A 15,031-nucleotide genomic window follows, 5' to 3' on the forward strand; every position below is an offset into this window, starting at 1 on the left:
TTTTAAAAATCCTGTTTTTACGACAGGATTTTTTTTGTTTATTACTCAGAAAAAGGCTTTAGCAAAACGCCGTTTTTCCAAGAAGACATATGGTAGTCAATAATAGATAAAAAAGGAAGTAATTTTCTTTTTTGAACCATTTTGATAGCATCCGGATTTGTAGCAGCCGTTTTTGTAACCACCATTTCTGTTGTAGAATAGATATTCCCTTCTAATTTGACGCCAAATTTTATCTTGTTTTTATCAGAAGAATACTCTATAAATTTAAAAGATCTATTGACGTAAAAATACCTACCTTGCTCTTCTTTAGCGTAGTGTATTCGATAAACATCATTGTTGTCTCTTTGGTAGCGTATTGTGCCGTTTCTAGTGTTTTCAGAATACTTTACACCTAATACTAGCTTGAGGTTCATATGCTCGCCTCGTTTTCCTTTAGCATAGGAGTAAGTTACCTTTCTGACAGCAAAATCAAAGGCATTGACATAGAGGGTGCCAGAAAATTTAGCTTTTGATTTTCGAGGATAAAACAACAATTCATAGGTAAGTTCATCATCAATTATTCGAACAGATTTTAGCTGATATTTATAATAATTGGTATCTAAAAAATTATTTGGAGAATCTGGGTTTAAAAAACTAAAAGTTCTTTGTGTTTCTAAAAAATCACTTTTTAGAGTGCTGGTGTCAAAGGTGTTTTTTCTACTGTCTACCTGACGATTTATTTTTTGAATAGAAATGGTGTCATCTACTTTAAAAAAACCTGTTTTAACTTTGTAACTCTTGGTTTTATCCAAATAATTTAAAACTAATTGCTGTCCTTTCTCTTGAATTTTTTCTAAAGTAAAATCTTCTTGGTTGGTAGAAATTCTATAAGCTTTTGCACTGTCAATATTGCTAATGATATACGTTTTTTTTAATTGATCTACATACACATTTTTAAAAGAGTGTGTAGCATAGTAGTCTGTGTAAAATGTTGATTTAGAGTTTTTTATATTGTTAGAGAAAATGTTTAATTCTTTGTTTGCTAGCTTTTCATTTGCCCGATTTAACAGGGTGCTTCTATCTAAGTCAAAATCAACTTTATCAAAGGCAGCTCGGTTAGATTTTCTTAAGAAGACATCTTGCTTCTGCGCTTTGGTATCATAGTTTTTATGCTTGTTCTTTTCTATATAAAACAATAAAGAATCTAAACTGTAGGTTTTGCTGTTTAGTTCTACTTCTTTTAAGTTGTTCTCTCTTTCAGATAATGCAACGATAAAGTTTAATATTTTAAGACTGTCAAGGGATAGGGTTCTAGTAGTGTAGCCAAGACAAGAAAAAATCAATTGATTTTTCCCTAACATGTCAATCTCATAAAGCCCTAAATTATCTGAGTAAGTTCCTGTTTTTTTATCAAGCTGCACTGCTACATTAGACATTGGTTCTAAGGTTCTAGCATCAATAATTTTGCCATTGATTTTCTGAGAAAACAATGCTTGACTGCTTAGAAAAAAGACAAAACATCCTAAAATCAAATTCTTCATGGGTCGATTAATTTTTATAAATCTATGACATTCTTTTTATTTTATAAGAAATGAGGGAAAATTTTAACAAAGTAGTATATTTGCACTCGCAAATTTTAAGACGATTTTTTGATTAACAGAAAAAGAGTTTTATTTTTTGGCATCAATTTAACACAGCACATATCAAATGAAAGCAGGAATAGTAGGATTACCAAATGTAGGAAAGTCAACCTTGTTTAACTGTCTGTCAAATGCAAAAGCACAAAGTGCTAATTTTCCATTTTGTACAATAGAACCAAACATTGGTGTCGTAAATGTACCTGATGAGCGTTTGCAAAAACTAGAAGAACTTGTTGTTCCAGAAAGAGTTTTGCCTGCAACTGTAGAGATTGTAGATATAGCAGGATTGGTTAGAGGAGCTAGTAAAGGAGAAGGATTGGGAAATCAATTTTTAGCAAATATTAGAGAAACAGATGCGATTATACACGTACTTCGTTGTTTTGATAACGATAATATTATCCATGTTGATACGACTATTGATCCAATCAGAGATAAAGAAACCATTGATATTGAGCTGCAATTAAAAGATTTAGAAACTGTTGAAAAACGTTTAGAAAGAGTTAAGCGTACTGCAAAAACAGGAAATAAAGAAGCGCAAGCTGAGCTTGAGATTTTATTAAAAATTCATGAGACTTTATTGCAAGGTCTTTCTGTGAGAACCATTGAATTTACAGAAAAAGAACAAGAGTTTGTAAAAACCTTACAGTTGATTACAGCAAAACCTGTTTTATATGTATGTAATGTGGATGAAGCGTCAGCAGTTACAGGAAATGCTTATGTAGATAAAGTTAAGGAAGCTGTTGCAAAAGAAGATGCAGAGATCATTGTTTTAGCAGTTGCAACAGAAGCAGATATTAATGAGTTGGATGATTATGAAGAACGTCAAATGTTTTTGTCTGACATTGGTTTGGATGAGCCAGGTTCATCAAAATTGATAAGATCAGCATACAAATTACTTAATTTGCAAACCTATTTTACTGCTGGTGTGAAAGAGGTGAGAGCTTGGACTATTAATATTGGTGATACAGCTCCGCAAGCTGCAGGGGTGATTCATACAGATTTTGAAAAAGGTTTTATTAGAGCTGAAGTTATCAAATATGAAGACTTTGTCGCTTTGGGTAGTGAAGCCAAAGTAAAAGAAGCAGGGAAGCTATCTATTGAAGGAAAAGAGTACGTTGTACAGGATGGAGATATGATGAATTTTAGATTCAATGTGTAGGCGTTAAAATGCTTAAAATAAATATTTAAAACTCTGTTGATAACTAATTCAATAGAGTTTTTATTTTTTACTAGTATATCTTAATTTAGCAAGGAGTTCAAAAAGCCGCAGATTGATTTATGACACAAGAAACTAACTACACCGAAGACAATATACGATCATTAGACTGGAAGGAGCATATTCGTATGCGACCAGGTATGTATATAGGGAAATTGGGAGATGGTTCTTCTCCTGATGATGGTATCTATATTTTGTTAAAAGAAGTGCTTGACAACTCTATTGATGAGTATGTGATGGGGGCTGGTAAATCGATAGAGATTTCTATTAAGGATAAGCAAGTAACTGTTAGAGATTACGGACGTGGTATTCCTTTAGGAAAGGTTGTAGACGTAGTTTCCAAAATGAATACCGGTGGTAAATATGACTCCAAGGCATTTAAAAAATCTGTAGGTTTAAATGGGGTTGGAACCAAGGCTGTAAATGCCTTATCTTCTTTTTTTAAGGTTCAATCCATTCGAGAAAACAAAACAGTAACTGCCCAATTTGAAAAGGGAAATCTAAGCCTTCAAGAAACGCCTCAAGAATCTTCTCTTCGCAAAGGAACCAAAGTGCAGTTTATTCCAGATGAAGTAATTTTTGGCAACTATAAATACCGACATGAGTACGTAGCTAAGATGTTAAAAAACTATGTCTACCTCAATACTGGTTTGACGATTGTTTTTAACGGAGAAAAGTTTTTTTCAGAAAATGGACTAAAAGATTTATTACAAGAAAACTCTTCTGCTACAGATGTCTTATACCCAATCATTCATCTTAAAGGAGATGATATAGAAGTGGCTATAACCCACAGTAAGACCCAGTATTCTGAAGAATATCACTCTTTTGTAAATGGGCAGCATACAACACAAGGAGGGACACATCAAGCTGCTTTTAGAGAAGCTGTTGTAAAAACTATCCGCGAGTATTTTGGCAAAAATTATGAGGCTTCAGACATTCGGAAGTCCATTATCTCTGCCGTGAGTATTAAAGTGATGGAGCCTGTATTTGAAAGTCAGACAAAGACCAAATTGGGTTCTACAGAAATGGGTGGTGACCTACCAACTGTGAGAACGTTTATCAATGATTTCCTTAAGACTAATTTGGATAATTACTTACATAAAAATCCAGACAGTGCTGAGAAAATTCAACGTAAAATACTTCAAGCCGAAAGGGAGCGTAAAGAGCTTTCTGGTATTCGAAAATTAGCAAAAGAACGTGCTAAAAAAGCAAGTTTACACAATAAAAAATTACGCGATTGCAGGGTGCATTTTGGTGATACTAAAAAAGAGAATTACTTAGAAACTACTTTATTTATAACAGAGGGAGATTCTGCATCTGGATCTATAACCAAATCTAGAAACGTAAACACGCAAGCGGTATTTAGTTTAAAAGGAAAGCCTTTAAACTCCTATGGTTTGTCCAAGAAAATTGTGTACGAAAATGAAGAGTTTAACCTCTTGCAAGCTGCTTTGAATATTGAAGAGGGTATAGAAAACTTGAGGTATAACAACATCGTAATAGCAACGGATGCCGATGTGGATGGGATGCATATTCGGTTGCTTTTAATCACCTTTTTTCTTCAGTTTTTTCCTGAAGTAATTAAAGAAGGGCATTTGTACATCTTAGAAACACCATTGTTTCGAGTACGGGATAAAAAGGTAACCAAGTATTGTTATTCTGAAGAAGAAAAGCAAGAAGCAATTGAAAGTTTAAGAGGCAAGGCAGAAATCACCCGATTTAAAGGTTTAGGGGAGATTTCTCCAAATGAATTTGTTCATTTTATAGGGAACGATATTCGCTTAGATCCTGTTATGTTAGATAAAGAAAAATCCATAGAAGAAATGTTAGAGTTCTATATGGGTAAAAATACTCCAGATAGACAAAAGTTTATTATTGAGAATTTGAAAGTAGAATTAGATTTAATCGAAGAAAAGATATAATACCATCACTTTATGAGTGAAGAAAACAATCCACACGAAGAAGAAATTACGAACAATCCATTAGAGAGTACAGAAACCATTACCAAAGTTACAGGAATGTACAAGGAATGGTTTTTGGACTATGCGTCTTATGTAATTTTAGAGAGAGCAGTCCCAGCGATTGATGATGGTTTTAAGCCAGTTCAACGCCGAATTTTGCATTCAATGAAAGACTTGGACGATGGGCGCTACAACAAGGTAGCTAACATTGTGGGTCATACCATGCAGTACCATCCACACGGTGATGCATCAATTGGTGATGCAATGGTGCAAATCGGTCAAAAAGAACTTTTGATAGACATGCAAGGTAACTGGGGGAATACCCTTACAGGGGATCGTGCAGCAGCTTCTAGATATATTGAGGCAAGACTATCAAAGTTTGCTTTGGATGTGGTATTTAATGCAAAAACAACAGGTTGGCAAGCATCCTACGATGGTCGTAGAAAAGAGCCGGTAAATTTACCAGTAAAGTTCCCAATGTTGCTTGCTCAAGGAGGAGAGGGGATTGCAGTTGGACTGTCTACAAAGATTTTACCACATAATTTTATAGAGTTAATAGATGCTTCTATAAAGCACCTTAAAGGAAAAACTTTTAAAATCTTACCTGATTTTCTAACAGGAGGTATTGCAGATTTCACCAACTATAACGAAGGAAAAAGAGGAGGAAAGGTTCGAGTGAGAGCTAAGATTTCACAGTTAGATAAAAAGACCTTGGTGATCAATGAAATTCCTTTTGGAACCACTACCACCACTTTAATTGAAAGTATAATAAAAGCCAATGAAAAAGGCAAAATAAAGATTAAAAAAATAGAAGACAATACTGCTGCAGAGGTAGAGATTTTAGTTCATTTACCTACAGGTATATCGCCTGATAAAACCATCGATGCACTGTATGCTTTTACCAATTGTGAAAACTCAATTTCACCCTTATGCTGTGTAATTGAAAACAACAAGCCTGTATTTATTGGGGTTCATGAGGTGCTTCGCAAATCGACGGACAATACCGTTGCTTTGTTAAAGCGAGAGTTAGAGATTCAATTAAATGAGCTAGAAGAGCAATGGCATTTTGCTTCTTTAGAACGTATTTTTATCGAAAATAGAATTTACCGTGATATAGAAGAAGAAGAAACCTGGGACGGTGTTATCAAAGCAATTGACCTAGGTTTACAACCACATATTAAGCATTTAAAAAGAGCAATCACAGAAGAAGATATCGTTCGTTTGACCGAAATCCGAATTAAAAAAATATCTAAGTTTGATATAGACAAGGCCAAACAATTTATAGAAGGTTTAGAAGATAAAATTGCCGAAGTAAAGCACCATTTAGAAAATCTAATCACCTATGCTGTGGATTATTTTAAGCGTTTAAAATCAACCTATGGTGAAGGAAAAGAACGAAAAACAGAAATTCGAATTTTTGACGATATAGAAGCAACCAAAGTAGTGATTAGAAACACCAAGCTTTATGTAAATCGAGAAGAAGGTTTTGTGGGAACTTCCTTAAAAAAGGATGAATATGTTACGGACTGTTCAGACATTGATGATATCATTGTCTTTAAGAAAGACGGTAGTATGTTGGTGACTAGAGTAGATGCTAAAACATTTGTAGGAAAAGATATTATTCATCTAGCCATCTTTAAAAAGAATGACAAAAGAACGGTTTATAATATGATGTACCGAGATGGAAAAAACGGTCCAAGCTATATGAAGCGTTTTACAGTGACTTCTATTACAAGAGATAAGGATTATGATCTAGCGAATGGAAACAAAGGTTCTTTGGTACATTATTTCACTGCAAATCCAAATGGAGAAGCAGAGGTTGTAACCATAAACCTTAGAGCTGTTGGAAGTGTGAAAAAATTAAAATGGGATATAGACTTTTCTGATTTGACCATTAAAGGAAGAGCGTCAAGAGGAAATACTATTACTAAATACCCTATAAAAAAAGTAGAATTCAAAGCCGCTGGAGTATCGACCTTAAAGCCTAGAAAAATCTGGTTTGATGATGCAGTACAGCGCTTAAATGTTGATGAAAGAGGTGAGTTGTTGGGCGAGTTTAAAGCAGAAGATAAATTATTGATTGCCACCCAAAGTGGAAAAGTAAAAGCCGTAAAGCCAGATTTGGCGATGCACTTTGAAGAAGACATGATTGTCTTGGAAAAATGGAATCCAAAGAAACCAATCTCTGCTATTTATTTTGATGGAGAAAAAGAACGTTATTATGTAAAGCGTTTTTTAATTGATCAGGTAGATAAAGAGGAGCTGTTTATATCAGAACACCCTAAATCGCAATTAGAAATCATTGCCACAGATTATAGACCTGTCGCTGAAGTTCAGTTTTCTAAGAGAAGCCTAGAGGCTGTAGAAGTTGATTTTGAATCATTCATTGCTGTCAAAGGAATAAAAGCACAAGGGAATCAGTTGACAACTGATAAAATAAAGCAAGTAAACTTATTGGAGTCATTGCCTTATGAAGAACCTACAGTCAATGATGTTGAGGTGGTTGATGAAGAGGATGTATCAGAAGAAGACTCAAATAGTGATGAAGGGCAAATTACCATGTTTTAGCAAAAGACTTTAGATGAATTATTTAGACGATATTTTAAAATTAGATAACTTTTGGAGCATTTTGCTCTATATGTTTTTCGTCTTTTTTGTGACCTGGATTCTTTCTAGAATCATACGGTTCTTTTTGGTAAAATATATCAAACACAAAAAGCAGGAACGCTTTGGAGGAACCAGTGTTTTTTTCTTAAAAAACTCTATTAAATTTTTTTTAGGAATTTGCGCTTTTGCTTATATCATGGCAAATGTTCCCTGGTTAAGGAGTAAAGCAACCTTGATTTTTTCTGGGGCGGGAATTTTAGCAGCCATCATCGGTTTTGCTGCTCAAGCAGCACTATCCAATTTAATTGCAGGGGTTTTTATCGTTGTTTTTAAACCCTTCCGTGTTGGTGATTATATTAAATTAGATGAAGAACGGATTGGGATTGTTCAAGATATTACACTGCGTCATACTGTAATCAATAATTTTGAAAACAAACGATTGATCATTCCAAACTCAATCATTAGTACAGAATCGGTTTTAAATCATACCATTGAAGATTCAAATATTTTGAGTTTTAATAATTTTAGAATAGGACTTCGTGCAGATGTTGATCTGGCAAAACGAATCATCCAAGAGGAAGCTGTTAAGTTAGAGTTTGTTATTGATAACAGAACTCCAGAAGAGGTGCTTACAGATGGTCATCAAATCACTGTTCGACTAATCGATGTTACAGAAGAGTTTATTCATTTAAGAGCTTATGTCTGGTTAAATGAGCCCTTTCAAGAGTTTAAACTTAAATGTGATTTAAAAGAAGCGGTTCATAAACGTTTTGTAAAAGAAGGTGTAGATCTTCCAATACCATTGCGTCAATTAATCAACGATTAATTTAACTTCTCAAAAAAGGTGGTCACATAGTCCTTGAGTAATTCTGGATGCGTGATTTTAATAATATCCTTTAAAACCAGATCTGGACGTGTAGGCGCTAATTCAAAATAAAGGGTTCCTCCAGTGGCTCCTAATTTGGTCGCAAATGTAAATACCTGATCTTTTTGAAAAGCAGTAAACTCTTTATAATGCTCGTTGCTGGTAAGCATTTGTTTTTTAGTGGTAAAGTAGCCAGGAGCTATCCAAAAATCAGCATCCTTACCCTTGTCTAAAGCACTTTCAAAACTAATTGATAAACTACCTGTACCATCGGTGTCAGACCATAAATAATTAGTATTGGCATCTGTTAAGAATTGGGCTACAAAACTTTTCCCTGCAGGCAAATTCCAAATGTCTTTACTCATTACTGCTCCAGATAGTATCGTCGGTTTGCTACTTGCAGTCATTGCAATCTCTTTGACAGCTAAATAATTGGCCTCGATATCATTAAATATTTGCTCAGCTTCTAACTCTTTGTCATATAACAAACCAAAAAACTTAATCCATTCTGCTCTTCCAAGTGGAGTTTCTTCTAACCAAGCACCATTTAAAATTACTGGAATTCCAGATCTTTCTATCAGGTTTAAGGTTTTATTGGTTTTACTCATGCTAAATCCAATAACAACTTCTGGGTTTAAAGCTAAGAGAACCTCTGTGTTGATATCGGCTTTATTTCCAATTTCTTGCACCTGACCATTATCTATCATTGCTCTTGTTTTTTCAGAAGAAATATAATCGGTGTGAGGGAAACCTATTAAAGATTTTTCTACGCCAAGCATTTCTAGCATGGGTATGTGTGTGGTAGAAGTAACAACTGTTTTTTCTAAAGGAACATAGATGGTATTAGAAGATTTACCAGGTTTTTGCTCTGAAGATTTTGCTTGGATGGTATAAACAAATTGTTCAGTTGCGTTTGGATATGGAGATTTAATGATTAATTTTTTTTCGCCATCTACGGTTTTGATTTCAAATCCTTTAGCATACTTTATCTTACTAATTTCTTCACTCTTTTTAGTGTCGTTTGTTGTGTTCTTTTTTGGGTTGCAAGCCACAATAAAAAGTAGGCAAATAAGGCTAAAATAGGGCGTGGTAAATCGAAAATTCATAGGATTAGTTTGTGCAAGATTACAAAAAAAAATCTAAGAATTATGCTTTTTTATTGATTGAAATTGCAGTACTTTCGCCAATGAATTTTTGGTTTTATCACCTCAGTACATGAGTTGATAGATTAAAAGGGAAATAGGTGCGAAAAGGAGTTCTGAGCTTTTTTAAAAAAGAGAAGACCGTAATTTTCAATGCCTGTGCTGTTCCCGCAACTGTAAGCTTTGTTCTTTTAGAAAGAATGCTTGTAATGATTTCTTTAACCACTGTTTGTCTGCTATTTTTTGCGCAAATGGGAAGGTACATTACAAGACGCAAGCCAGGAGACCTGCCGTAAATTTCAAAAAGTAAAAACTTTCGGGACAAAAGTTTGTGTACTATTCATTTCGTACTCGTTTTTCCTGATTTCATTGTAAAAATTTAATCAAAACTGATGAAAAAAAATCTATTCGTAGCTTCGGCTATCGCGTTTGGTATTTCCTGTGTTCAGGTGACTGCGCAACAAAAACAAGAAAAAAATTTAAAACTTGATGAGGTGGTTATTTCTGCCACAAAATTTTCTTTGTCAAAAGAGAAAGTTGGTAAGGTAATTATTAAGATTACTCAAGAGCAAATTAAAAACAATGCAGGGAAGACTGTATCTCAACTCTTAAACAATTTAGTAGGTATAGAGGTAAAAGGAGCCGATTCTAATCAAGGTGGAATTAGAGGTACCTATATTAGAGGTGGAAGAGATCGTCAGATTCTTGTGTTGATTGATGGGATTCCTGTAAGTGACCCTACCGGTATCAATCAGGAGTTTGATTTTAGACTTCTGTCTTTGGATCAAATTGATTCTATTGAGGTATTAAAAGGAGCTTCTAGTAGCATGTATGGTTCTGGAGCTGCGACAGGTGTGATTAATATAATTTTAAAAAAATCAGCAAAACAATCTATCTCAGGAAGCTATTCACTTAATTTAAGTACCAATAACACAGCAGAGAGCACAAATTCTCGTTTGTCAAGTAGTAAACAACAGGTTAATATAAACGGTACTGTTAATGATTTTAGTTATTTAAGTTCATTGAGTTATTCTAAATCGAGTGGATTGTCTGCGGCAAAAAGTCAAGTAGCAAGCACTGTTTTTGAGGAAGATGACTACAACAGTGTACATGGTTTGTTAAAGTTGGGATACCGCCTAAATACAGCGTTTAATATTGAGTCTACTTTTAATTACGACGATTTTAATTATGATTACGACGGTGGATCTTATGTTGATAATATTTTAAATAGGGGTAGTAATAAACAGCTTAGAGTATCCTTAAAACCACAGTATACCTATGACAATGGATCTGCCTATCTTTTGGCTTCATTTAACTCCATCAAAAGAAGCCTAAATACTAGTAACTATGAAGGGAAAAGTGTTCAACTTGATGCAGTTAATAAGTATGATTTTTCAGAAAATTTTCAGTTAATTGGCGGATTAAATTATCAGGCGCACAACAATCAAACGGATACTCCTTATGGTGCTATCAGTAGTGATTTGGCTAATTTTAACACCTTTGATGTGTATGCAACTGCAGTTGTTAGTTTGCAAAACAATCTAACGCTTAATTTTGGTGGTAGAATTAATACGCATAGTAATTATGGCAACTATACAGTATATCATATCAACCCTTCTTATGAGTTGTTTTCATCTGATAAAAGCTCTTTAAAATTATTGAGTTCTTATAGCACGGCATTTATTGCGCCTAGTTTGTATCAATTGTTTTCTGATTATGGAAATCTAGATTTACAACCAGAAACTAATGAGACTTTTGAGGCTGGTTTTGAAGGATCATTTGGAGACTGGATACAATACAATGCAGTTTATTTTTCAAGAACTGAAGAAAATGCGATTATTTTTAACAGTTTGTCTACCGCTCCTTGGGGTCAATATGGAAATGCCAACACAACAATCAAAGCCAAAGGATTTGAGGCGTTTGCAAGTATTTATCCACATAAACAAATAGAGTTTTCTGTTGGTTATACCTATACGGATAAGGATTTTGAAAATGATTATATCCCTAAAAATAAAATTACAGCAAGCTTAGAGGTTCAGCCAATTGAAAATGGCTATGTTTCTGTGTCTTATAGAAATGTAGGGAAACGTATGGGACGCTATTACGATGCTACCACTTTTCAAACTGTTGAGAAAAACCTTGAGAGCTTTAACATTGTTGATTTAAGCGCAAACTATAGTATTTATAAAGAACGATTGATGTTTACAGGTGGTATCAATAATATTTTTAATGAAGATTATGAAGAAACTATTGGTTATTCTACTCGTGGTAGAAACTATAACTTAGGACTTCGTTTTTATTTTTAAACATTTTTAAATTTTATACAACCCACACTTTGACAGTGTGGGTTTTTTATTGCCTTAAATCTAAATCAGATTTTTTAGGCTAAATAGTCTTAGGATTTTAAAATGTCAATAACTTTTATTGCCAAACTCAACAGGGTATAGTACTTTTGATATTCCATAAAAAAGCCAATCCATTGTCAGATTATTTAAGCACATTAAACCCAGCACAGAAAGACGCAGTATTGCAAAATGAAGGTCCTATGATCATTATTGCAGGTGCTGGATCTGGTAAAACACGTGTGCTAACTTACCGTATTGCGCATTTAATGAAACAAGGCGTTGATTCTTTTAATATTTTGTCGCTCACCTTTACCAATAAGGCTGCAAGAGAAATGAAAGAGCGAATTGCTTCTGTAGTTGGGCAGAGTGAGGCTAAAAATTTATGGATGGGAACTTTTCACTCGGTTTTTGCAAGAATTTTGCGTTCTGAGGCAGATCGATTGGGTTTTCCGTCTAATTTTACCATCTACGATACTCAAGATTCAGTTCGATTGATTACAGCAATTATAAAAGAGATGAATCTAGACAAAGATCGATACAAACCAAAACAAGTGTTGAGTAGAATCTCGTCATTAAAAAACAGCTTGATTACCGTTAGAGCCTATGTAAATAATCCAGAGTTGGTAGAGGCAGATTTGCATGCAAACAGACCAAGATTAGGAGATATTTACAAAGAATATGTAGCTAGATGTTTTAAGTCTGGAGCTATGGATTTTGATGATTTACTGCTGAGAACTAATGAGATTTTATCGCGATTCCCTGAGGTGTTGGCAAAATATCAAGACCGTTTTAAATACATTATGGTTGATGAGTATCAAGATACCAATCACTCACAATATTTAATTGTTAGAGCCTTAGCAGACCGTTTTCAAAACATTTGCGTGGTAGGAGATGATTCTCAAAGTATCTATAGTTTTAGGGGAGCCAATATCAACAATATTTTAAATTTCCAAAAAGATTATCCAGAGGTCAAAACCTTTAAGCTTGAGCAGAATTACAGATCTACGAGTACTATCGTAGAAGCTGCAAACTCTGTGATTGAAAAAAATAAAACTCGTTTAGATAAGGAGATTTGGACCTCAAACGGACAAGGAGACTTAATTAAGGTGATGAGAACCATTTCTGATGGAGAAGAAGGTCGATTTGTAGCCAAGTCTATTTGGGAGAATATGATGAACAAGCAATTGACGGCTGATGCCTTTGCGGTGTTGTATAGAACCAATTCACAGTCAAGAGCTTTAGAGGATGCATTGCGTAAAAAGAATATCCTTTATAAAATTTATGGAGGAATCTCATTTTATCAACGTCAAGAAATAAAAAATACGCTTTCTTATCTACGATTGCTTATCAATCCAAAGGATGAAGAAGCTTTGATTCGAGTAATTAATTATCCTACAAGAGGTATTGGAGCAACCACAATAGATCGATTAACCATTGCTGCCAATCACTATAAAAAATCAATCTTTGAGCTTCTGACACATTTAGATCAGGTAGATTTAAAAATTAACGCAGGTACCAAAACCAAATTGCAAAATTTTGTCAATATGATTTTGCGTTTCCAAATTGATGCCAAGACCAAAAACGCTTATGAAATTGCTGATTTGGTAGTTAAGCAGGTGCAATTGATTAAAGACTTGCAAAAAGATGGAACACCAGAAGGAGTTAGCAAGGTAGAGAACGTACAGGAGCTTTTAAATGGAATTAAAGATTTTATTACCGATAGAATAGAGACCGGAGAAGACGCATCATTAACGGCGTTTTTAGAAGATGTGGCACTGGCTACAGACTTTGATTCTGAAAATAAAGATGATAGTCCAAGAGTTTCTTTAATGAGTATTCATCAGTCTAAAGGTTTAGAATACCCTTATGTTTATATTGTTGGTTTGGAGGAAAACTTGTTCCCTTCTGGGATGAGCATGAATACCAGAAGTGAATTGGAAGAAGAGCGAAGACTATTTTACGTTGCACTGACCAGAGCAGAAAAAGGAGCCTATTTAACCTATGCTCAAACCCGCTATCGCTGGGGGAAACTGACTGATGCTGAGCCGAGTCGTTTTCTTGAAGAAATTGATGAACGTTTTTTGGAATATCTAACACCAAGCAGCCCGCAAGCAAGCACAAATCGATTTGTAGATAGTTCTTTATTTGATACTGAGCCAAAAACCATTCGATTTCAAAAACCAATTAAGAGACAGCGTCAAGAATTTACCGCCAAAAAAGAATCCATAAAACCTCCGAGCAATCTTAAAAAAGTGAGGCCTAGCTCTGGAGATACTACCAACCTTTTTGACACCAATATTGTTGTAGGATCACTTGTTGAGCACAACAGATTTGGTGCTGGAGAAGTAATTAGCTTAGAAGGTTCGGGCCCTAATAAAAAAGCCGAAATTAAGTTCGGAACTGTCGGACTTAAGAAATTGTTATTACAATTTGCAAAATTAAAAGTAATCGGGTAGAACTTTTGTTTTTAAGTTTTGATGGCTTAAAATAAATACTTAATTTGCAAACCTTATTTTAGCGTATTAAAACAAGCATAGGTCGAGCGCAGTCGAGACCTTTTTTTTAGAGAACTCGACTGCGCTCGAGGGCAAGAACAAAAGACTTCACACAAAAAGAAACATGGAATTTGATTTAGAATACAACTCCGAAAGAACTTTAATGATTATACCTGAATACGGAAGACATATCCAAAAATTAGTTGATCATTGCTTAAGCCTTGAAACTCAAGAAGAACGCAATGTGATGGCAAAAGCCATTGTTGACGTTATGGGTAATCTACAACCACACTTAAGAGATGTGCCAGATTTTAAACACAAGCTTTGGGATCAACTTTTTATCATGTCTGATTTTAAATTGGATGCTGATTCACCTTTTGACAAGCCATCTAAAGAAGAGCTCCAAGAGAAACCAGAAGCACTAGCGTATCCTAAATCAGCATCTAGATATCGTTATTACGGAAACAACATTCAAACCATGATTGATGTTGCACTTAGTTGGGAAAAGGACGAAAAGCGTGAAGCTTTAGAATACTCTATTGCCAATCATATGAAAAAGTGTTACTTAAACTGGAACAAAGACACCGTTGATGATGCTGTTATTTTTAAGCATTTATTAGACTTGTCTGATGGAAATATTGATTTAACCGCTTCGACTGAGCCGCTCTCTGAATCAAAAAACTTATTAAAAAAGCGTACGACTCAGCAAGGAGGAGGAGCAAAAAACCACAAGAGCAATAATTTTAAATCTCATAAAAACAACAATCACAGAAAAAAATAA

9 protein-coding genes and 1 riboswitch are annotated in these 15,031 nt (G+C 34.4%); of the genes, 7 read left to right on the top strand and 2 right to left on the bottom strand.

Translation table 11 applies throughout. The features are described from left to right. Nucleotides 1–41: 41 nt before the first annotated feature. Complete coding sequence (locus WHC90_RS00890) at nt 42–1,520, bottom strand: carboxypeptidase-like regulatory domain-containing protein (protein ID WP_188598884.1); 1,479 nt, start codon at nt 1,518–1,520, stop codon at nt 42–44. Between the two features lie 166 nt (nt 1,521–1,686). On the opposite strand from WHC90_RS00890, the gene ychF reads away from it, so the two are divergent. The 4 genes from ychF (at nt 1,687) to WHC90_RS00910 (ending at nt 8,229) form a co-directional block, all read left to right on the top strand. After that, nucleotides 1,687–2,778, top strand: a complete 1,092-nt coding sequence (gene ychF / locus WHC90_RS00895) for a redox-regulated ATPase YchF (protein WP_188598883.1) — start codon at nt 1,687–1,689, stop codon at nt 2,776–2,778. 119 nt (nt 2,779–2,897) lie between these two features. Then, nucleotides 2,898–4,757 carry a DNA topoisomerase IV subunit B gene (locus WHC90_RS00900; RefSeq protein WP_188598882.1) on the top strand — a complete coding sequence of 620 codons (1,860 nt, stop codon included), beginning with the start codon at nt 2,898–2,900 and terminating at the stop codon, nt 4,755–4,757. Nucleotides 4,758–4,769: 12 nt separating this feature from the next. Continuing rightward, nucleotides 4,770–7,364 (top strand): DNA gyrase/topoisomerase IV subunit A, encoded by a 2,595-nt coding sequence (locus WHC90_RS00905; RefSeq protein WP_188598881.1) that lies wholly within the window; start codon nt 4,770–4,772, stop codon nt 7,362–7,364. A gap of 13 nt (nt 7,365–7,377) precedes the next feature. Then, nucleotides 7,378–8,229 (top strand): mechanosensitive ion channel family protein, encoded by an 852-nt coding sequence (locus WHC90_RS00910; RefSeq protein ID WP_188598880.1) that lies wholly within the window; start codon nt 7,378–7,380, stop codon nt 8,227–8,229. On the opposite strand, the gene WHC90_RS00915 is transcribed toward WHC90_RS00910, so the two are convergent. Continuing rightward, entirely contained in the window at nt 8,226–9,374 is a 1,149-nt protein-coding gene (locus WHC90_RS00915; RefSeq protein ID WP_188598879.1) for an ABC transporter substrate-binding protein, read from the bottom strand. The genes WHC90_RS00910 and WHC90_RS00915 overlap by 4 nt on opposite strands. A 72-nt stretch (nt 9,375–9,446) precedes the next feature. Beyond that, nucleotides 9,447–9,719: riboswitch (cobalamin riboswitch) on the top strand. Nucleotides 9,720–9,802: 83 nt separating this feature from the next. Here WHC90_RS00915 and WHC90_RS00920 point away from each other — a divergent pair. The 3 genes from WHC90_RS00920 to WHC90_RS00930 all read left to right on the top strand — a co-directional run bounded on the left by WHC90_RS00920 (nt 9,803) and on the right by WHC90_RS00930 (nt 15,031). After that, the gene (locus WHC90_RS00920; protein WP_188598878.1) at nt 9,803–11,716 is read left to right on the top strand and encodes a TonB-dependent receptor plug domain-containing protein; all 1,914 of its coding nucleotides are present in this window, start codon (nt 9,803–9,805) and stop codon (nt 11,714–11,716) included. A gap of 173 nt (nt 11,717–11,889) precedes the next feature. Continuing rightward, nucleotides 11,890–14,211: an ATP-dependent helicase gene (locus WHC90_RS00925; protein WP_188599271.1), complete on the top strand. Its 2,322-nt coding sequence runs from the start codon at nt 11,890–11,892 to the stop codon at nt 14,209–14,211. Between the two features lie 163 nt (nt 14,212–14,374). Further along, nucleotides 14,375–15,031: a DUF4290 domain-containing protein gene (locus WHC90_RS00930; RefSeq protein WP_188598877.1), complete on the top strand. Its 657-nt coding sequence runs from the start codon at nt 14,375–14,377 to the stop codon at nt 15,029–15,031.

This window comes from Polaribacter pacificus (genome assembly GCF_038024035.1).
Taxonomy (GTDB): Bacteria; Bacteroidota; Bacteroidia; order Flavobacteriales; family Flavobacteriaceae; genus Polaribacter; species Polaribacter pacificus.